The following is an 18751-nucleotide window of genomic DNA, read 5'->3' as shown; positions in this document are numbered from 1 at the left end:
ACGCGATCCTACAAAAGTGGGGCGAACTGGTTCTGCAAACTATCCCACGATGCACCTTGAATCTCGATTGCCAGTCCCACCTCAATTAGAGTGTTTCCGCACGAATCTCAACAACAACGGATGCGCTGGCAAGGCCATTTCCCCGTGGTCGTAGCCCTGCAGTTCGTGAAGCTCGACATCGGGATGCCCGACCACTTTCATCATCCGCCACATGTAGGCGTTTTCTTCGTAACGCCCAAGCATTTCCAAATCGCGGTCCCCCGTCAAGAACAGAATCGGCGGCGCGTCGCTCCGCACGTGGAACAGCGGCGCCATCTGGTCAACAACAGGTTGCTTTTCGTCGATCCCTCGCTCCGCTCGGACTGTGAGATGCGTAATCGTATGACCGCTATAGGGAATCAGCCCAGAAATCTTATTCGCATCGATGTTGTGTTTCGCCAGCCAGCTTTTATCTAAACCGATCATGCTGGTCAGATAGCCTCCAGCCGAATGCCCGCTCACGAAAATCTTGGTTGGATCTCCGCCAAACTCCTCAATATTCTCAAAGACCCATGCCACGCTTGCTGCGGCGTCTTCGACGTACGCGGGTGACTTCACCTTAGGATGCAATCGATAGTTCACTGCTACGACGGCAACACCCTGCGATTTTAGCTCCGGAGGCACAAAACGTTCGCCGCCCGTTAGTCCACCACCGTGAAACCAAACGATCGTCGAGAAGCCCGCTTTGTCCGGATAGTATACGTCCAGCAGGCAACGTTCTCTGCTGTAATTGGAAAGGTCTTCACCAGTGCGATAGGGAATATCAGCCTTCGTATGATAGGTTGCTTTGAGATCGGCAGCGTCCTGGGCAAAGCTGGCGTGTGCACCACAAATCAATACCCATACCGTCAGAAGTTGCTTTCGTGATTTCACCCTAAGAGTTCCTATTTGCGATCTCGCGTCCGCAGGCACACTAAGGCTTGGATTGCAACCGAATTCCACTGCTTAGTCTAGGTAACCTAATTTCCGTGTTTGCTATTCTACGGTCGCTCTTGCCTGGTGCAAGTCATTCCCTATCCACGCTGCGCTTACTGACCTGCAGGTTGCTGCGCTCTGCCTGTATGGATGATCGGAGTCCTCTGCAACCAAACGCGCTGAGTTGGCATCTTCGACATCTGGGAGGGATTCTGCCAAGCCACTGAAGTGCTTTCGCCTAGGAGACAACTCTGCGAGTCTAGGCGGACCGAATCTGCCGAAGTTGGTCCAGCCTCTGCGAGTTCGGTGGAGCCTGATCTGAGCGAGGTGATTCCCACTGACTGCGGTTCGGCGGGGGAGGTGGAGCTTAGCGTAAGAATCTGGCCAAAATGTTGCCAACGGTAAGAATAACACTACCGTCAGCATTCTCCCCCTTTATGAGCAAAAAATGTCCGTCAAGAAAATGATTCATCTGACCATTGCCGCTGTCGTTGTCGTGGTTGTCTATTTCGGCTGGAAGCTGACTTCACGAAGCGCCTACGAAAGTGCCGAATACACGGTGCTCGAATCGGATGATTCCTTTGAGATACGTGAGTATCCAGATCTGATGATGGCGACGACTGACATCAAGCAGGGATCTCAAGGCAACGACGGCAGTTTCATGCGATTATTTGACTACATCAGCGGAGAAAACGAGCTGAAGCAGAAAGTCGCGATGACAACGCCCGTGTTCATGGAACAGGATACGGCAGACACCGAGGGCCAGATGGGGTTTGTGCTGCCGAAGCAAGTCGCGGAGCAAACCATTCCCGATCCATCGGACGACAAAGTGGAGATCCGAAAACGGGCAGGAGGAAAATTTGCGGTCATCCGGTTCGCCGGACGAATGGATAGCAAAACGATTGCCGCGGCTGAAGACAAACTGCGGAATTGGATGAAAGAGAAAGGCTTAGTCGGGGACGGCGAGACCGTCCTGGCCGGATATGATCCTCCTTGGACCCCCGGCCCGCTTCGACGTAATGAAGCACTCATTCGCTTGCACTGACTTCGGCGACATTGACTCAAGCCCGCCTGCGTCATCATTTTGCCAATGCTCTGGTCAGCCTCAGTTCTCCGTCGGACAATTTTATCGCTTTCGCATCTGCCGCGTGGCCTTCTTGGCATCGAAGGCTTCGGCATCGAAAGGGCCTCGCCACTCCATGTAATCTTCGTGGAGTTCGTGTTTCCGATCAGAGATTACCATCAGGTACTCAGCATAGGCCCAGGGACCGCCGACATCCTCAGGCGGGCAGGCACGCTCGCCTTCCAGGCAAATCGGGTACTTCGCTTTCGGATCGATTGGTGGGTAGCCCTCGAAGATCACTTCATGCCGCGGTCGCGAAGCATGTCGTATCGCGCCTTGCTCCACGGGCAATACCGACGCGCACACTCGGCAAACTCGTGGAAGGTCTGCCGTAGGTACTTGGGACAAGCGAATCGCCGGTGGACGTGTCGCTGCTTGCCGCTCTGCTTCGTCACAGGTGCGATCCCGCTGAACGACGCCAGTTGGTCGGCATCCTCCCAGCGGTCGCGCTGAGAGCCAAACGCGCAGAGCAGGCGTGGCGCTAGGACGTAACCAGCACCACGCAGATTTGTGAACAAGTGCGCGTCGGGATGTTGGTTCATCGCTTTGTCAATCGCGGCGTCGAACTCCTCGATCGCCTTCTTTGCTTCTTTAATCTGGCTGGCCAAGAGCTTGGCCGCCATCGCCGAGGGAGTGATCAATGCATGATCTCGGGTCAGTAAGTGGGCAGCACGAATACGTTCGATGATTTCCTTCTGCTGTTGTTCGTTGCGTACGCCATGATCACAAAGGACGCGGCGAATGAGTCGCCGATCGGCGCGACGGAGCTCGCGAGGATCGGGCCAGCGGGACAGCACACTGAGCAACAAGGGCAGCTGGTGCTGCTTGCCAAAAAGCTCCAAAACGACCGGGAAATAGGATTTTAAGACGGCCATTAGCTGCTGTCGTAGTTTCGTTTGACCGTCCACGATCTTTCGTCGCTGCTGGGACAAGTTGGCGATCAGCCGCGTATCTTCGTCGTCAGGCCTCCAGGCTTTCAACGTTGTGATTCGCTCACATAGCATCCGCGCCAGATACATGGCGTCCGTGGGATTGCTCTTGCCACCCCCGGGATAGCTTTCTCGATAGCTAGCCAATTGCTTGGGGTTGATCGGATAGAGCAGCACGTTCTCGCGGAACATAAGTGCGTAAATGAGTGCTCCACGAGACTGCTCCAGCATGATGGCAATGGGCTATGAGCTTTCAGGGTACGGAACTAGAGGCTCCCCTTACCGATGAATCATCCGCTTGTCCCCATTCCAAGTCTGCTATGGCAGCCTTGGAACATCTTTGGCAATCGACTCTCCAAACACTTACCAGTAGGCCCTCGCGGGCCTTTTGAATCGTTGAGCTATTCACGTCCGAGGACTTACCCCGGTACCCGAAACCGTCACGTTCCGGCACAGCCTGTCACCAGGCTTGTGGCTCCCGACACTGGACAACGTTGTACGCCGCACTAGGCCTGCGCACCCCGCGTATGGATTTGATGAAACAGTCGTCACACCAATTTGAAAACTGACGGCTTGTAGCAGAACACCACTACAAGTTTTTCTGTATCGCCCCGCACCGGGGGCAAGAAAATCACTATCGGATAGAATCGTGAGATTACTTCAAGCGTCTTCTCTCCCCTACAAAGGGAGCGAGCGGTTTTGAGATTACTTCACGAAGCCTCCTTCGAACTGAGCGAACACCTCTCGGCGTACTCAGCGCTACCGGCGAAACACAAAAATGGAAGGTTAACCCCATTATTCCCTGAGCTGGTTGGTGACCAGTTTACCGGGTGTGTTTCCCAGACGGAACACTGCTTCAAAGCGTTTTACGACCAACAAACAGTCGAAGAGCCAATCCTTGGGCTCCTCTAACGTTTCGTATAGCATGCCCCGCACGCGAAAATCAAATACTGTTTGCCAAAACTAGCTTAGTCCTTGTTTTCCTGATACCGTTGGCTGGGACTTCCCTTCATGGAAACCATCTGCTCGTAGTGTCGCCCTCTGGGCCACAGTGCGAGCCGGTGGCGTGCATTCCACAAGGTTTTTTTCTGTGCCCTCCCGTTATGGGTTAGCGGCCTTTTTACGAAGGGAGTTTCCGATGGAAAAAATACGCTTAGTTTGTATGTTTTGTGACCGCGACGATTACGATCATGTCGAGGCATTGCCCACAGATTGGTTTTCTGTGGATGAGATCGAAGAGTATCGCGATGCTATGCAGGCAGCCGATCTCTCTCCGAAGGATATCAGCCAGCAAGACTGGTTTACCCATATCGGCGTTTGTCCGAGTTGCTACGAGGTCGAAATTCGCCCCGCCTTAGTTTCCTGAGAGACTGAGTTTCTTGCGAGACGAGGGCTTCCTGAGAATAGTTTTTCTATGAGGTCCTATTTTGCACGCCATTGGCCTCTTTTCCAAAGTATCCGGGAGGCTCGCTACGAGCGTCTCACCCCAAGCAGTGACCATCCTTCCCCCCTCCCCTGCAACGCAGCTTGTTCTCTTCGTCAGGCCCGGTTCCACCCTCCTTGGGTAAAAGTTTGTCGTCTCTTGAAAACTTTTTTACCCAAGGAGAGAACGATGAAACCCATCCAGCCCGCCATCAAGAACAAGCTCATCCAGAGTATCTACGAACTCAATGCTGCCTTCGATCACTTTTCCCAGGGTGAAGCAGGCATCGAGGGAGATACGCTCTGGGGACGCATCGTTGCAGCAATTCTTACCCGCCACGACGAGGCCAAAGCGTTACACCACAACAACCATCCTCGCCCGATTTGGAAACTCCACATCGACGACTTTTTCTTCTACTACCAACTCCTCCCCCAACTCGTGAAAGTTGGGGACATCGTGGGAACCCGCTCCCAAGCCATCTTCGAGCCTACCCAGGATCTCCTGGCCGAATTCACCACAGAACTGGAATGACCCCTTGTCAATCCGCACCACAGGATTTGTTTCCGAGGTCCATTCCGTGAGTCCATCGTCTCCTCGGACGACTCCCTTCCTGACAGATTGCATGAGAACTGTTTGCCCCGCAGTTCTCTCTGGGGTTTCTGTGGCGGCTCGCCGCAAGGCCCATCCTTGAGCTTGGGGGCACGTCTCACGCCAGGCAGAGCCTGTCATGCCCCCTGCCCTCCCCAGCACTGTCATGCTTGGGCCCCGCAAGGCTCCGCCCTCCTGGGATAAAAGTTGGGTGGCCCCATGAAAACTTTTAACCCCAGGAGGAAACTATGAAACCTATCCATCCAGACATCGCCGGCAAACAGTTTGCTTGCGTCTTCTTACATATGCCAGAAAGGCTCGACCAGTTCGCCCGCGACTGCCGCTTCGAACCCAGACGCCTGGTTCCCGCCATCAAGGAGGCGATTCAAACCCGTCATCAGGAATCGACCCCCTCCCCCCTGAGTGAACATCCGCCGGAGGTTCGCTATCTCGAAATTGAATCTGTCGGCTTCTACTACCAAGTGCTTCCCGAAATCGTTGAAATTGCCTCCTTGGTGAGTGTCTCTGCTTTTCTGCCGGAGGGAGAGTTTTACAGTTTGTCCACGGATTTCACCCAAGTAGGATCCCAGTCAACGAAACTTGTCTAACACCGCAAAGTCCTCCTGAAGGGCGTTTGCCTCCGCTGTTCTTGACGTGCTATAATTGTTCAAAAGGAATCAAACCTATGTCCGTCTGCATTGAACTCCCCCCCACCCTCGAAGAATCGCTCCGGCGAGAAATCGCTGACCTCGATCAACTGGCCAAGGAGGCACTCCTGGTCGATCTCTACCGCAAGGAGCGGATCACCAAGCACCAGCTTGCCACGGCTCTTGGTATGACCCGCTTTGAGGTCAACGACGTGCTCAATCGCTGGAATGTCACCGAGGACTTGCCGACGGTCGACGAAATATTCCGAGAGGCCAAGCAGCTCGCCGAACTCCGCAACCAAGAGACGTAGACGATGATTGTCGTCTCCGACACCTCCCCCCTTTGTTATCTCATCTTAATTGGGCAACAAACGCTGCTTCAGCAGCTTTACGGCCGCGTATTCATTCCTCCGGCTGTGTTCGACGAACTCTCTCATCCTCACTCACCAGAATCCGTCCAAGGTTGGGCCGCCGCGCTCCCCGCCTGGGTTGAAGTCCTCGCCCCGCAACACATCGCCGACGAACTTGCCGCTCTCGACTCGGGCGAAGCCGCTGCGATCGCCCTGGCCCGCGATCTCCAGGCCACCGTCCTGCTCATCGATGAAAGAACCGCCGTTCGTTTCGCGCGCAGCCAAGGCTTCCTCGTCACCGGAATCCTGGGCGTCCTCGTCGACGCCGCCAACTCCGGGTTGGTCTCTCTCGCAGATGCTTTTGCCGCCTTGGAGCAGACGAATTTTCACCGCTCCCCTACCCTCTTTGCGGATTTGCTCAAGAAACACGGCTCCGAATAGTTCCCTGCTCAAGTTTGAGTAGCGATTTCTTCCGTAGTATTATCCTCTCTAAGAACGCCTCTCTCCTGGTGATGTCGATGGAAGAATGATTCTTCTTCGACAACTTTTCATGATACCACGGCGTCAAGGGCCGCGAGCGCAAAAGCATTCGTGGACTCGCTGCTGCTCGCCTGTGGCGAGACTTCCCCTTGACTTGCCGTGGCTGAAGTTTTGTGTGGTCGAATCAACGACCGCATTTAATAACGGAGAGAAACCGATGGAGAACAAACAACCCATGATGTACCAACAACGAACGCTCGATTTTGAAACGCCCGTGCGTGCTGAAGTGCAGCATGTCGCTGAAACGACTTCCCAGCCCCCACCGGCGAACCAAGCCAGGCAGGCCTTGCCGCTGGTCCGTCCCGAGAGGCAACTCACTTACGGCGGAATTCCTCACCATGAATGGCCCGAGGCAAAATTCCTGCATGACCGAGATACCATCACTGTCGACCGCATCCGTGATGACATCGACGGACCCAGCCATCGGTTCATCATCAAACGCCTTGATCATGTGGAAGCCTATTTTAGCAAAGACCATACCCAACTCGGCCAGGTGGTCGGTATTAGTCACGCCAAAGAAGAAGTCTGCGTCAAATTCCCCGGTGGCAAGAATGGCATCTGGTTCTATAAGGGCGAGATTTATCCTGCTGTAGAGACTAATCCCCAGCGGCCCACCAAGGGTCGCCCCCTTTCGGAAAGCATCACAGCTGCGAATCTCAAGCACGAAGCAGGGCTTACAGAAGCCGACCGTGTTCCAGCACCGGCTCCTCCACTTCTGCCCTTCACGTTTGATGATTTTAAGACGTTTTACCGGGAGTTTCACGCCGGAAGCGTCCCGTTTGAAGATTATCACAAGCTGTTTGAACAGCTGCATGCCAGCCAGGATAGTTTGCAGGGAGAACTACTTTCTCGCTTCAAGGCCAAGGAACTTGCCGTGCTGGCCTCTCGCTTTGGCTCTTGGAGTGCCAAACGCTCGACCAAGGAGGAGAACGCCGCCCACGTCGTCTCCAAAATGCTTTCCTCCTTTGTGCTGGAGGGAAGTGTCTCTTACAGCCCTCTGAGTGGCGAGACCTACCAGGAGGCCGTCGCCAAGAAGGTCCGAGCTGTTAGCGCTGGAGAGTACGCCCGGGAATTTGAAAAACGCCAAGCAGCCACTCAGCAACATGAAAAGGCTCTGGAAAATCCAGAAACGCTTTTAGAGTTTCACACCTTTCTGCGGGAGAAAGGAGAAGAGGAACTCACGGATGAGCAACTTGCCCTCTACGACCGCTTGCGTGCCGACATGACGCGAAAGGTTCGTGCTGAAGCTGCTCCGAACTGCGTCAGTAAGTTTCAAAGCGAGGAGCTGCACGCCATCGAGTTTCAGCTGAAGGAAGGCTTTCATGACAAACGCCAATGCCCGCTCTGGATAGTGCAACTTTCTACGCGCGTCGAGCGAGACGCCTTCAACGAACTTAATCGTAAAGCCAAGATGCTGGGAGGCTGGTTCTCGAGTTTCAAGAAGACGGATGCGGGCTTTCAGTTTTTGGAGCTGGAAAAAGCGGAGCGGTTTTGCTCACTGCTCAAGGAAGACGCCGACCGGACGGATGTCTTGGAATCGAGAAAAGAACGCCAGGAACTAACGGCTGCTGAGCGGCTCCATGAACTGGCCCAGGAACTATTTTCGCGGGCTGCAGCGTCGCTGGAACAAAGCAAGGAAGCCTTGCAGAACACGCCCAGACGCTCCGATATCCAAGCCGGAGTCCGAGGACGCTGCTACGCGGACCAGGCCATGTCACGCACCCTGCACTCGATTGCCGAAGCCCTCTCACGCGGAGAGGCCAAGTATCTCGATGGCATCCGTCACAAGACGCATGTCGAGACACTCGACGCCGTGTTGTATCTCGCCAAGTGGGCCCGTGTTCGTGCCGAACAACGCACCGAGGGTGAAACTACTTTTCTGCAGGGGAGACGACTCGACCCCCTGGAAGAGGAACCGATCGGACCGGCCACGATTCGGTTTGCAGAGTATCCGTTTCCATGGATCTATAAACGCCACTTGGAAGACCTGGTACGCGATTGCCGCCAGCAAACAGGAGTCAAACAGGCCGCTGAGAAAATGCGAAAACGGCTCGCGCGCGAAAAGGAGGAGTATGTCACCTTCCAGAGCGAGCATGACATTGGGGCCCTCTCTGATTTTGTGGGGCGAGCTAAAGCGGTGGGCGTTGATACCGAACGGGTCGCCTCCTCGCTGGAAAAATACCAGCGGCTCAATTGTGCCGGCATCACGGATATCCATCAGCTGCGAGCAGCCCTGAGGGAATATCTCGGTCATCGCGGGGAAGCACGCGGCGACTCCCCCGTTCAGATTGCCGAGCGGGAACTCATCGGTAAAAAGCTACCCGGATTTTTTCCCACGCCGAGGCCTGTCATTGAGCGAATGCTGGAGCTGGCCAAGGTCGAAGCCCAACACAAAGTACTGGAACCCTCCTGCGGCAAAGGAGACATCCTCGACGCCCTCCAAGCAGAATGCCCAGGTGTTGAGCTGGTGGCGATTGAATACAACCGGTCGCTCTCAGACGTGCTCTCTACCAAGGGATATGCAGTCGAGTTGGGAGATTTTCTCCAGCACCAAGGAACCTACGACCGGATCGTCATGAATCCGCCGTTTGAAAACGGTTCCGACATGACGCACATCCAGCACGCTTACTCGCTACTCACGCCAGGCGGACGGCTTGTCTCAGTGATTTCTGAAGGACCGTTTTTTCGTTCTGACAAACAGAGTACCGCGTTTCGCGAGTGGCTCGCTGAGGTCGGCGGAGAAACCGAAACGCTCCCCGAAGATGCCTTTCAAGGAAGAGAAGCATTTCGAGAAACGGGCGTTCGCACACGGATTTTAACGATTGAAAGGGAGTAAACATTTATGAGAAACGAACAACATCCATACCGCGAAGATGCCGGCTTACCAAGCATGACGGTCTGCGAGTCCGCACCCCAGGAACTCGACTTAGAAAACCTGACAGCACCCAGTGACTTGCCGCTGGCCAAGACCGGGGCTGAGTTTCTCAAGCTGGCAGGGGATGCCTTGTCGGACTTGGAAAGCGACCTCAAGGCTGGAAAAAGTGATACGCTGGTCAAATTACTCGCGACGATGGGAACTTTTCCCAACTACAGTTTTAGTAATGTGATGCTGATTTGTCTCCAGCGGCCGGACGCCACCCACTTGGCGGGTTTTAACGCCTGGAAGAAGCTGGGCCGCTACGTCATGAAGGGCGAAAAGGGAATTGGCATTATTGCTCCGATGATTTTTGGAGCCAAGAACGAGTCCGCTGACGGCGAGGACGCCCCTCGTATTCGCTTCAAGGTAGTGAGAGTGTTTGACATCTCGCAAACCGACGGCGAGCCGCTCGCAGAGTTTGCTGCGATACGTGGTGACCCCGGAGACCATCTGGCTCGTTTGCGAGAGCTGGTCACCGAGCGAAATATTAAGCTGGAGTACGCAGAAATTGCCGGAGGTGCCCAAGGGGTGTCGCGGGGTGGCTCGATCACCATTCGACCCGGCCTTTCAGCCGCCGAGGATTTTTCGGTATTGGTCCACGAGTACGCACACGAAAAGTTACACAAAGCTGACAAACGAACCTCGACTACCAAGATTCAACGCGAAACAGAGGCCGAGGCTGTGGCGTTTGTCGTGAGCCGTGCCGTTGGACTTGATTGTGGCAGTCATGCCAGTGACTACATCCAGCTCTATCAAGGAGACGCCAAGGTTTTATCCTCCTCCCTGGAGCTGATTCAGAAAACGGCAGCGGACATCTTGGGGGCTTTGCTTGCTAAGAAAAGCAAACAGGAGCAGGCATGATTCAGCAAACCTCAACACAACCACTCGACGCTGCTAGCCTCCCCGGGCCTGATACGACCATGAAACGCGAGGCCCTCTTGTCACCTGACCCACGCTTGCAAGCGATGCTCGCGGAAGCCGTGCGGGTTGGCTGGCCTGCCGCCTTTGAAAATGACCTCTATCAGCATGACCTTTCGATTTTAGAAGCTCACCCAGACGAACTGATGGTCTGGATTCTTAGAGAACATGGCACACACTTGTTTGCGATGGAATGTGAGTCAGCGGGCCAGGCGACCTATGCCCGGGCTGTCATCAGATACTGGAGCGGTGAGGACAAACTCAACGTGATTCTCTCCCCTGCCGAGCGGCCTAAGTTCTACCTGGTCAGCTCAGGGGGACTTGCGGAAACGACGGCCCAAGAAGCTGCCAGTAAGATTCGCAGTACTCCAGACACTCCTAGCAGGGAGGACCATGCTTAGCCGGCAACCTCGCAGAGACGAAACAGAACTAGGCTCGGCAGTCGATTCGCTACGCGATGAAGTGCGTGTCCTACGAGATGTGCTCGATGAGATCCGCGAAGCCCTCCAGTGGCAAAACAACAACGCGGCAGATTTTCCGGAACTTGTTCAAAACCGCGAACCGTTGGGGCAGACCGGATGTGAGACCCAGACTGATTGGAGCGCTGGTCTCCAACCACCCTCACAACCTACTGAAATCCCAGACAATACAGAGCCAACACCTGATACCCCCCCTACCCTCCCCAGCCGAGAGTTGTTGTCCGAAGTGTTGCACGGGGATTGTTATGAGTTGCTTCCTACAATTCCGTCTGGCTGCGTAGAATGCCTATTTATAGACCCCCAATATAATATCGGCCTGGACTATGGCAGTGGCAGTCAGGCCGACCGCCTGCCACCAGAAATCTATCTGCGTCAGATGGAACGCCTGGCACAGCTTGCTGTCGAACGACTCACTCCCACGGGAAGCTTGTGGTTCTTGTGTCCCGAGAAATGGGCGGACGAGATGGGAATCATGCTCTCGAAACTCTTGCCGCGTCGTAATCGCATCATCTGGCGGGAGACGTTTGGGCAATATCGTGAGACCTCGTATCCGAGTGGGCACCGGCATCTGTTTTATCATGTGATGGACGAAAAACTCTCCCCGTTTTTTACTGACGAGATTCGTGTCCCGTCGCAGCGGATGCTCAGTGGTGACAAGCGGGCGGCCGGACCTCGTGTGCCCGACGATGTCTGGGAGATACCTAGGCTGGTGGGCAATGCTTCTGAACGAGTGGAAGGCCACCCGTGCCAGTTGCCGGAAGCAATGCTGAAGCGGATTGTGCTTTGCTCAACCCGCCCCGGTGACCTCATCGCCGACCCCATGAGCGGAACTGGTACCACGCTTCGCGTTGCTCAAATATTGGGGCGTCGATATCTAGGAATTGAGAAAGAGGCACGCTTCGTAGACCTCATCAAAGATCGACTCGCCCAAGAGCGTCAGCGGGAGATGTTCCTGCAGTAGACATGCCAACTTTCTTTACTACTGCAAGGCTGCCAACTTGAGAATAGACGTCGTTCAATTGTAGTGAGGCAATTCTAAATGTGGTGCATAGACGAATCCTTCATTACGCTCAAATTCTCGCCCGCGCAAGCGATCCATGACCCAACGCTTGCCCGTTGTCGATGTGATGGCGCTACTGCAGAGGTCTCCGTCACCTCCATCAGTTTCTGCGAGTCGAAAGTCGCTGAAGTTGGTCCAACTCATCGTTCCACACAAGTCTCGCATGCACTGCTATACCAGCGTCTCGTGATAGTATTGCTATCGACCTTGCCCAGATCAGCTTGGCTGCGAATGATTCTTTGGCTTGTCATTTTCGAGGGACTGTGTTGAGAAGCACGTTACTTTTCTTTGCTTCTTTCATGGAGGTCCCCGATGTCCGTTTCGCTACGAGACGAAGTTCGCGGTGCCAAGCTTGGCGACCATCGGTTGACCATACGGCTGGGCAAGGTCATTGAATCGCTCGGCGCGAAGCCCAACATGAGCGTCCCCGCCGCCACCCATGGTCGAGCGGAAATGGAAGCCGCTTATCGTTTCTTCGACAATGACAAGGTCTCGCCCGAAAGAATCCTCAAGCCGCATATCGAGGCCACACGGGAAAGAGTTTCTCAAGCCGAGGTTGCCTTGTTAGTCCAGGATACGACAGATCTCGACTTGACCCGACCGAAGCAGCAAGTCCGCGGGGCTGGCCCTCTGGAATACCATACTCGTCTTGGCGCTTTCTTTCACCCGTTGGTTGCCTTTAATGAACACGGCTTGCCCCTCGGCATCGCCTGGCAGAAATGTTGGACTCGTAGCAAGATCAAGAAAATGACCACGAACGAAAAGGGGCGCTGGGTACGAAAGACACCCATCGAAGAAAAAGAAACTTATAGGTGGATCGAAGGCCTGCGGGCAGCGCGCGAAGTTGCCGACACCTGTCCCCAGACGATTTGTGTCTGCATTGCCGACAGTGAAGCGGACGTTTATGAACTGTACTGCGAACCACGAACAACTTCAAGTGGCGAGGTGCACTTATTAGTGCGTGCCTGCAAGAAGCGGATTACGGTGGACACGGAGGTGACGTGGCTAGAAGCGGCTCGCGCTACAAAGTGTCTGTATCAATGTAGCGTGAACGTCAGTGGTCGCACCACGAAACGGCCCACGAATAAGCGCAAACGTCACGAATCACGCGAGGCACGCCTTGCGGAACTAGAAGTCCGAGCCACCACCGTGACGGTGCGTCCTCCGTATCGAGCAGGTCGCAATCGCAAACTGTCCGACGTCACGTTAAACCTCGTCCTCGCCGAAGAATCCAATCCCCCAAATGGCGTTGCACCGATCCAATGGTTGCTCGCGACAACACTTCCGATCGAAGAGGTCCAGCAAGTGCGGCAAATCATTGCTTACTACTGCATTCGTTGGCAAATTGAAATCTATTTTCGAACGCTGAAGAGCGGCTGTCGGATAGAAGATCGTCAGTTGGAGACACTAGAGCGAATCCTCAATTGTTTGGCAGTCTACGCCATTATCGCTTGGAAGGTGATGTATCTATCGCGACTGGGAAGCGAGTGTCCAGAACTAAGTTGTGAGCTGATCTTCGAACCGAGCGAGTGGAAGTCGGTGTGGATGACGATTCGCAAAGCGAATCCGCCATCTACCCCACCGCCATTGAATGAGATGATCCGCATGATTGCTTCGCTAGGAGGCTACGTCATCCGACAATCGACACGCCCGGGTACGCAAACACTATGGTTCGGGCTGCAGCGAGTTTACGACCTGTCCACCGCCTGGCAGACATTCGGACCGGACTAGTTCTCTTTTTTTTGACGATGACTTATGTGGAACGATGAGTTGGTCCAACTTCAGCGGCCAAGAAGTTCGGTGAACTGCAAGAGGTGTCCTTGTCGACGGTAGACCGCTGGAAGTTGCAAGAGTCTTTCGCCGCTTCGGTGGTGCACCCACGAGCACGATGAATAACCAAGAATTGTTTTTGGTCGAAATCACCGACGTTAGTTTGAGTCGCCATTTGAGAAGGTCACGCATTCATGCACGGAAGACAAAAGTATCCCATCGCATCGGATGGTGATGCAAATAGCAAATAAAAAATGAAATGCGGCAATCCCCATTTCAACGCCAAAATGTCAGAGTGGGACTCATGGGTACGGAGCTTGACTTCTAAATCCGATCAAGGCGGACTCTTGCAAATCATGCCAGGGGTTAAGATAATCATTCTGCCCCGAGCGCTACCAACCTCAGCCTGAAGTTGTCGTCTCGTGGGCGCGCTGCCCCGCATTGGGCTGGTGTGCCTGGGAGATCGGCATCATGGGTTCTTTTCTGCTGAGGGGGCCTGATGGCCTCGCTTTCTTCTCGCGAGCTTTGTTTCGATTCGTTGTCAGTCTCTTGGTTGCGATGGCAGTGATCAGCATTGCTGAGGCGATCCCCTTTCAGTTTACGTACGACGATGCTCCCGACGAAGGTTTCTGGGACCCCATCCTAGGTGATAATCGCCGCGCCGCGATGGAACGGGCTGGGCAGATCCTGGGCAGCTATCTGATTCCAAGTTTTGAAGGGGAAGTGATTACCGTACGAGCCGTCTTTGAGAATTTGGGCCCGACCACCAATGCCTCGACTTCCTCGGATACGCTGATTGATGAGCCAGACGGTCTGCTGGCAAACCGGGCCTATCCATCTGCCCTGGCGAATCATCTCTTGGGACAGGATCTGAATGTTTTTGCCCATGATATCAAAATTCGCTTCAACTCGACCGTCTCGTTCTATACGGGACTCGACGGGTCGCCCTCCTCGACAGAGCAAGACCTCATTCGCGTGGCAATGCACGAGATGACTCATGGACTTGGTTTCACAACCCACTTTCTTGAAGATGGCGACATCTTTGAAAGCCCTTCTATCTACGACGGCTTCATCACGGTTGGCTCTTTTGGGACTCCGCTGAATACGATGAGCACTGCCGCGCGAGCGGTCAATCTTACCAGCGACAATCTCTTTTGGAGTGGTGCCAATGGAGTGCTGGGCAATGCCGGCATGGCTCCCAAAATCTATGCTCCGAATCCGTATCTCGCTGGGTCGACTCTCTCGCATCTGGATGAGGCAACCTATACGACGGTGCTGATGACGCCGTTCGGGTCTCCGGGACAGCTGACGCGTTCACTCACTCCCAGAGAGCGGGGAATGCTGCTGGACATGGGCTGGACCGTGAATGTGTTTCCACAAACGACGACTTGGGCCGGCGCAGTCAGTAACCTTTGGCTCGATGCCCAGAACTGGTCGCCTGCCGCGGTGCCGACTAATGGGGACAATATCGTGTTCGACACGAGTTCGCAGACGGATGTCGAAATCAAGTATTCGGATGCCGGCGGGATTTTTCCCCAGACGCAGTTTCTCAATTCCATTTCGTTTACTGCAAGTGCACCGTCTTACACACTACGATTTGGACTGCGAACCATAACCGAAATCACCGGCCCTGGCTTTGCCTCAAGTTCTGCGGTTCCACAAACGATCGTGTTGGAATCGTTTGAAGACGATCCGTCCGCGGCGGCCACGTTGCTGCCTGACGCAGGCGCGGACATGATCTTTCGCAACAGTTCCTCGGCGGGCAACCTCAACTACGAGTTGCACGGGGACGTCACCGTGCTTCAGCAGGTGGGCCAGGAACTGGGCCTCATTCGCCACGGGATCGTCCGGGTGGATTTTCTCAACAATGCAACGGCCGGGACGGCGTCGTTTGATTTGACTGGTGGCAGCGGTGACGGAGCCTTCGGCGGGGTGTTGAGTTTCAAGAATAGTTCCACTGCAGGGAGCGCGAATTTACGAAATCGCGCAGGGCGAATTGGCGTCTCACTCCCTCTGGGAGAAACGGCGTCTGGTTTCGGGGCACAAACAATTTTTAGCAACGCGGCCTCGGCGATGTTCGCTCGGATCGACAACGATGGCAGCTTTGAAGCGACCGACAATCGTGGCACAACCCACTTCAACGATCTTTCGACCGCGATGGGCGCAGCGATTGTCAACCATGGATCGAGCTACGCCGATGGTACGGGAGGAGCGACATTCTTTAATCACAATTCGACGGCAGCTCAGTCGACGATTACGAATGAAAGTGCTTTGGTAGCCGGTGGAGAACTCAGTGGTGGGACGACGGTTTTCGACGTTGTAGCGACGGCTGGCAATGCGATCATCACGAACCAAGGCAGTAGTGGATCGCTTCTCTTGGGAGGTTTAACGCGGTTTCGTGATGATTCGACCGCAGGGACTGCGACGATTCACAACAATGGAAGCGCAAACGTCCTGTTCGCCAATGGGGGGGTTACCCAGTTCTTCGACGATTCAACCGCTGGCGGCTCACGGATCCATAACTATCCCAGTGGCTGGTCTGCCGGTCGTACGGAGTTTCACGATTTTGCCACAGCAGGCACTGCCACGATCGACATTGAACCGGTGACGGTCGGCTTCGGTGGGGCAGTTTACTTTAATGACAATTCCAATGCCGCTCAGAGTAACCTTCGCATGTTTCCTGGCAGTGCTTCTTCCGTCATCCGTTTCGACCACGAGGCCTCTGCCGGCAATGCACACCTCGAGATTATGCCGGGAGCACTTGGCAGCATTGAGTTCTATGCTACCTCGACGGCACAGAACAGCGACATCGACGTGGGTTCGACGGGCGTCCTCAACTTTTTCGACTACACGACCGCCGGGTCTGCAAATATCGACATCGGCAGCAATGCGACAGGGACGTTCAACGGTGGGATCAATTTCCCAGGGGTTTCGTCCGTCTCGGCCGACCAGTCGACGATCACCGTCCGCGGGGGAGGTGTGGCCGGAAGTTTGAATTTTGCCGCGAACGCAACGGCCGGTAACGCCCAGATCGTCATTGAAGGCGGCAGTGGACCGGGAACTTTGGGAGGACTTGTTTCCTTCGGACAGGAGTCTTCCAATGCCGGAGCGAGTACGATCTTGGTTGGCGCTGGGCTGAACGGTGCCCCCGGAGGGCGTCTTGCTTTTGCGCTTGGGGCGAAGGCGGACTTGGCCACAATTATCACGCAGCAGGATGCTGTCCTGAACCTGCTTGGCAACCAGTTTTACGGCGGCACTTCCATTGGTTCTCTCGTCGGAACGGGAGGAACAGTCTTGATGCAGTCGCACCTGAATGTTGGTGGACTGGGGCTCGACGGCACCTTCGATGGGCAATTGATCGACCCAAACCCGGCGGATACGGACGGAACTCTCACAAAAATCGGCGGCGGTACGCTCATCTTGGGCGGTGCGAATACTTATGACGGAGTCACGACCGTTGCGCAAGGAACGCTGAACGTGAATGGCTCGATAAGAGGAGGAGCCGTCGTTCTTGGCGGTGCAACCCTGGGCGGCACCGGTTCCATCGAAGGTGGAGTGAACGTCCTCACCGGAGGAATTTTCTCTCCCGGTACGAGTCCCGGCGTCTTAACCGTTGACAGCTTGACGCTTCAAAGCGACTCGGAAGTTCGGTTCGAGCTCGGCACGTTGAGCGATCAAATTGTGGTCCATGAAGACCTCACACTCGGTGGTTCACTGGTACTCTCCTTCCTGGACGGGTTTGTCCCCCTGATGGGAGAGTCGTTTACGCTCTTTAGCGGTTCGTTCGGGACCCCAACGGGACAATTCGCCGAGATCGTCTTGCCGCAAGGAGTTCAGCAAACGCTAGACATCAATTACGCCGACGGGTTAATAACGTTGGGAGCGCTCTCGAATGCCAGCCTAATCGGTGACTTCGATAGTGATCTCGACGTGGACGGCAATGACTTCCTAATCTGGCATCGCGGTGGATCACCCAGTCCACTCAGCCCCTCTGACTTGAACGACTGGCAGCTGAACTTCGGCAACGTGGTCTCGAACACAGTCTCCCTGGCGGACATTGTAGTACCTGAGCCACCGGATTCGACGCTGCTGCTGATGGCGGCGATGGGCTGGGTGCTTACTCGTTATCGCTGGAATTCGAGAGTTAGGCACATCTTGCTTGCTGGGGCGAGTCCGTCCAAGCGGCCCTGGGTCGCCTTTCTCAATTGGTGCAGCCGCTCGGAAAAGCTGCAAGTTGATAAAGTCGGCGGTTAACACACCAACCGCAATTTTCTACTTTTCTATTTCGCTGCGGTTGCACGACCTCCTTCAGTTCGGTGACCTACAAAATGAGCGAGGTTGCATCACCCGTCAGCTCGAAGGGGTTAGTGAAATGCTATAAGAGGTCAGAAATCCCCGACAAGAACTCTGCAAGTTCGAGTCGGACGCAACTCCGGTCGGATGGGTCACCCTCAGTCAGTTTCTGCTATGCCGGATTACAGTCGGTGTGTCTCACCTCAGCGTGCAGGATACTGGCGGTTGTTTGCAAATTGCGATTCGACATGTGGGCGCAACGCTAACTTGTGTCATCCACGGCGTAGCAGATCGACGCGGGCTCTCCCGAGAGCTTTGCCTGAGAAGAAAGCTCCGAAAAACAGTCGTCATTTGCCATTATTCACTGTTGCCTCAATAACGACGGCCTATTCGAGCAAAGATCTGCAGTACCGCCAGAAACAACCCGGCTGGGACTCCCACATATAATCCGCCGATTCCAAGGCTGAAGCCTACGAGCAGGCCCCAGGCATCCGGCGACCCGTCCGTGCAAAATACCAACGAGTATAAGAACGCTCCCCAGGATGGTCCTAGAAAAAACGCGGTCAACGCACCGATCACCGGCATATTCCGACGATGCCACGCCCAGGCAGTGACGGCGATTGCAGCCACCCCAAACATAGCGATAACCAATGCTATCTGCATGAGAGACTCTTTATCTTGCGATAGTTCTATGAGAATTGGGTGACGAATTGCGAATTGCCTCGTAGCCTCTGCGCGAGTTTTCGAGATTTGCTATTTG

At 54.8% G+C, this 18751-nt stretch carries 17 protein-coding genes; 12 read left to right on the top strand and 5 right to left on the bottom strand.

The window, feature by feature from the left end; translation table 11 throughout:
- Positions 1–81: 81 nt before the first annotated feature.
- Entirely contained in the window at positions 82–912 is an 831-nt protein-coding gene (locus Pr1d_RS15730; protein WP_148074417.1) for an alpha/beta hydrolase, read from the bottom strand.
- A gap of 490 nt (positions 913–1402) precedes the next feature.
- On the opposite strand from Pr1d_RS15730, the gene Pr1d_RS15725 reads away from it, so the two are divergent.
- Positions 1403–1999, top strand: a complete 597-nt coding sequence (locus tag Pr1d_RS15725; RefSeq protein WP_148074416.1) for an SOUL family heme-binding protein — start codon at positions 1403–1405, stop codon at positions 1997–1999.
- An 81-nt stretch (positions 2000–2080) separates the two neighbouring features.
- Here the strand turns inward: Pr1d_RS15725 and Pr1d_RS15720 are convergent, their stop codons facing one another.
- The gene (locus Pr1d_RS15720; RefSeq protein WP_238476517.1) at positions 2081–2317 is read right to left on the bottom strand and encodes a plasmid pRiA4b ORF-3 family protein; all 237 of its coding nucleotides are present in this window, start codon (positions 2315–2317) and stop codon (positions 2081–2083) included.
- Positions 2314–3237, bottom strand: a complete 924-nt coding sequence (locus Pr1d_RS15715; protein ID WP_148074414.1) for an IS110 family transposase — start codon at positions 3235–3237, stop codon at positions 2314–2316. Before Pr1d_RS15715 ends, Pr1d_RS15720 begins: the two co-directional genes overlap by 4 nt.
- Before the next feature lie 907 nt (positions 3238–4144).
- Between Pr1d_RS15715 and Pr1d_RS15710 the strand changes: the two genes are divergently transcribed.
- The 9 genes from Pr1d_RS15710 (at position 4145) to Pr1d_RS15670 (ending at position 11829) form a co-directional block, all read left to right on the top strand.
- Complete coding sequence (locus tag Pr1d_RS15710) at positions 4145–4372, top strand: hypothetical protein (RefSeq protein ID WP_148074413.1); 228 nt, start codon at positions 4145–4147, stop codon at positions 4370–4372.
- 246 nt (positions 4373–4618) lie between these two features.
- Positions 4619–4960, top strand: coding sequence for a hypothetical protein (locus tag Pr1d_RS15705; RefSeq protein ID WP_148074412.1), 342 nt, complete (start codon positions 4619–4621; stop codon positions 4958–4960).
- Positions 4961–5265: 305 nt separating this feature from the next.
- The gene (locus Pr1d_RS15700) at positions 5266–5625 is read left to right on the top strand and encodes a hypothetical protein (RefSeq protein ID WP_148074411.1); all 360 of its coding nucleotides are present in this window, start codon (positions 5266–5268) and stop codon (positions 5623–5625) included.
- Between the two features lie 77 nt (positions 5626–5702).
- On the top strand, positions 5703–5975 hold the full coding sequence (locus Pr1d_RS15695; protein WP_148074410.1) for a UPF0175 family protein: 273 nt from the start codon (positions 5703–5705) through the stop codon (positions 5973–5975).
- 3 nt (positions 5976–5978) lie between these two features.
- Positions 5979–6455 carry a DUF3368 domain-containing protein gene (locus Pr1d_RS15690; RefSeq protein WP_148074409.1) on the top strand — a complete coding sequence of 159 codons (477 nt, stop codon included), beginning with the start codon at positions 5979–5981 and terminating at the stop codon, positions 6453–6455.
- 256 nt (positions 6456–6711) lie between these two features.
- Complete coding sequence (locus Pr1d_RS15685) at positions 6712–9390, top strand: methyltransferase (protein WP_168205264.1); 2679 nt, start codon at positions 6712–6714, stop codon at positions 9388–9390.
- A 6-nt stretch (positions 9391–9396) separates the two neighbouring features.
- Positions 9397–10332 carry an ArdC-like ssDNA-binding domain-containing protein gene (locus Pr1d_RS15680; protein WP_210417734.1) on the top strand — a complete coding sequence of 312 codons (936 nt, stop codon included), beginning with the start codon at positions 9397–9399 and terminating at the stop codon, positions 10330–10332.
- A complete protein-coding gene (locus Pr1d_RS15675) occupies positions 10329–10790 on the top strand; it encodes a hypothetical protein (protein WP_148074407.1) in 462 nt (153 codons plus the stop codon). Before Pr1d_RS15680 ends, Pr1d_RS15675 begins: the two co-directional genes overlap by 4 nt.
- Complete coding sequence (locus Pr1d_RS15670; RefSeq protein WP_148074406.1) at positions 10783–11829, top strand: DNA-methyltransferase; 1047 nt, start codon at positions 10783–10785, stop codon at positions 11827–11829. The genes Pr1d_RS15675 and Pr1d_RS15670 overlap by 8 nt, the downstream gene beginning before the upstream one ends.
- 54 nt (positions 11830–11883) lie before the next feature.
- On the opposite strand, the gene Pr1d_RS15665 is transcribed toward Pr1d_RS15670, so the two are convergent.
- Entirely contained in the window at positions 11884–12093 is a 210-nt protein-coding gene (locus Pr1d_RS15665; RefSeq protein ID WP_148074405.1) for a hypothetical protein, read from the bottom strand.
- Positions 12094–12240: 147 nt separating this feature from the next.
- Between Pr1d_RS15665 and Pr1d_RS15660 the strand changes: the two genes are divergently transcribed.
- Both Pr1d_RS15660 and Pr1d_RS26555 read left to right on the top strand, forming a co-directional pair.
- Positions 12241–13659, top strand: coding sequence for an IS4 family transposase (locus tag Pr1d_RS15660; protein WP_148074404.1), 1419 nt, complete (start codon positions 12241–12243; stop codon positions 13657–13659).
- A 510-nt stretch (positions 13660–14169) separates the two neighbouring features.
- A complete protein-coding gene (locus Pr1d_RS26555) occupies positions 14170–17952 on the top strand; it encodes an autotransporter-associated beta strand repeat-containing protein (RefSeq protein ID WP_148074403.1) in 3783 nt (1260 codons plus the stop codon).
- A gap of 411 nt (positions 17953–18363) precedes the next feature.
- On the opposite strand, the gene Pr1d_RS15650 is transcribed toward Pr1d_RS26555, so the two are convergent.
- A complete protein-coding gene (locus Pr1d_RS15650; RefSeq protein ID WP_148074402.1) occupies positions 18364–18654 on the bottom strand; it encodes a hypothetical protein in 291 nt (96 codons plus the stop codon).
- Between the last annotated feature and the right edge of the window lie 97 nt (positions 18655–18751).

Origin of the sequence: Bythopirellula goksoeyrii, from assembly GCF_008065115.1 — a bacterium.
In the GTDB taxonomy this organism is placed as follows: Bacteria; Planctomycetota; Planctomycetia; order Pirellulales; family Lacipirellulaceae; genus Bythopirellula; species Bythopirellula goksoeyrii.
The sequence above is the reverse complement of the archived record's forward strand: the minus strand, read 5'-3'. Positions and strand labels throughout refer to the sequence as shown.

Excerpts from the sequence above, each read along its gene's own strand:
- Pr1d_RS15725 (WP_148074416.1), top strand. The coding sequence starts at position 1,403 with ATGTCCGTCAAGAAAATGATTCATCTGACCATTGCCGCTGTCGTTGTC.
- Pr1d_RS15715 (WP_148074414.1), bottom strand. The coding sequence starts at position 3,237 with ATGCTGGAGCAGTCTCGTGGAGCACTCATTTACGCACTTATGTTCCGC.
- Pr1d_RS15710 (WP_148074413.1), top strand. The coding sequence starts at position 4,145 with ATGGAAAAAATACGCTTAGTTTGTATGTTTTGTGACCGCGACGATTAC.
- Pr1d_RS15705 (WP_148074412.1), top strand. The coding sequence starts at position 4,619 with ATGAAACCCATCCAGCCCGCCATCAAGAACAAGCTCATCCAGAGTATC.
- Pr1d_RS15700 (WP_148074411.1), top strand. The coding sequence starts at position 5,266 with ATGAAACCTATCCATCCAGACATCGCCGGCAAACAGTTTGCTTGCGTC.
- Pr1d_RS15695 (WP_148074410.1), top strand. The coding sequence starts at position 5,703 with ATGTCCGTCTGCATTGAACTCCCCCCCACCCTCGAAGAATCGCTCCGG.
- Pr1d_RS15690 (WP_148074409.1), top strand. The coding sequence starts at position 5,979 with ATGATTGTCGTCTCCGACACCTCCCCCCTTTGTTATCTCATCTTAATT.
- Pr1d_RS15685 (WP_168205264.1), top strand. The coding sequence starts at position 6,712 with ATGGAGAACAAACAACCCATGATGTACCAACAACGAACGCTCGATTTT.
- Pr1d_RS15680 (WP_210417734.1), top strand. The coding sequence starts at position 9,397 with ATGAGAAACGAACAACATCCATACCGCGAAGATGCCGGCTTACCAAGC.
- Pr1d_RS15675 (WP_148074407.1), top strand. The coding sequence starts at position 10,329 with ATGATTCAGCAAACCTCAACACAACCACTCGACGCTGCTAGCCTCCCC.
- Pr1d_RS15670 (WP_148074406.1), top strand. The coding sequence starts at position 10,783 with ATGCTTAGCCGGCAACCTCGCAGAGACGAAACAGAACTAGGCTCGGCA.
- Pr1d_RS15665 (WP_148074405.1), bottom strand. The coding sequence starts at position 12,093 with ATGCGAGACTTGTGTGGAACGATGAGTTGGACCAACTTCAGCGACTTT.
- Pr1d_RS15660 (WP_148074404.1), top strand. The coding sequence starts at position 12,241 with ATGTCCGTTTCGCTACGAGACGAAGTTCGCGGTGCCAAGCTTGGCGAC.
- Pr1d_RS26555 (WP_148074403.1), top strand. The coding sequence starts at position 14,170 with ATGGGTTCTTTTCTGCTGAGGGGGCCTGATGGCCTCGCTTTCTTCTCG.
- Pr1d_RS15650 (WP_148074402.1), bottom strand. The coding sequence starts at position 18,654 with ATGCAGATAGCATTGGTTATCGCTATGTTTGGGGTGGCTGCAATCGCC.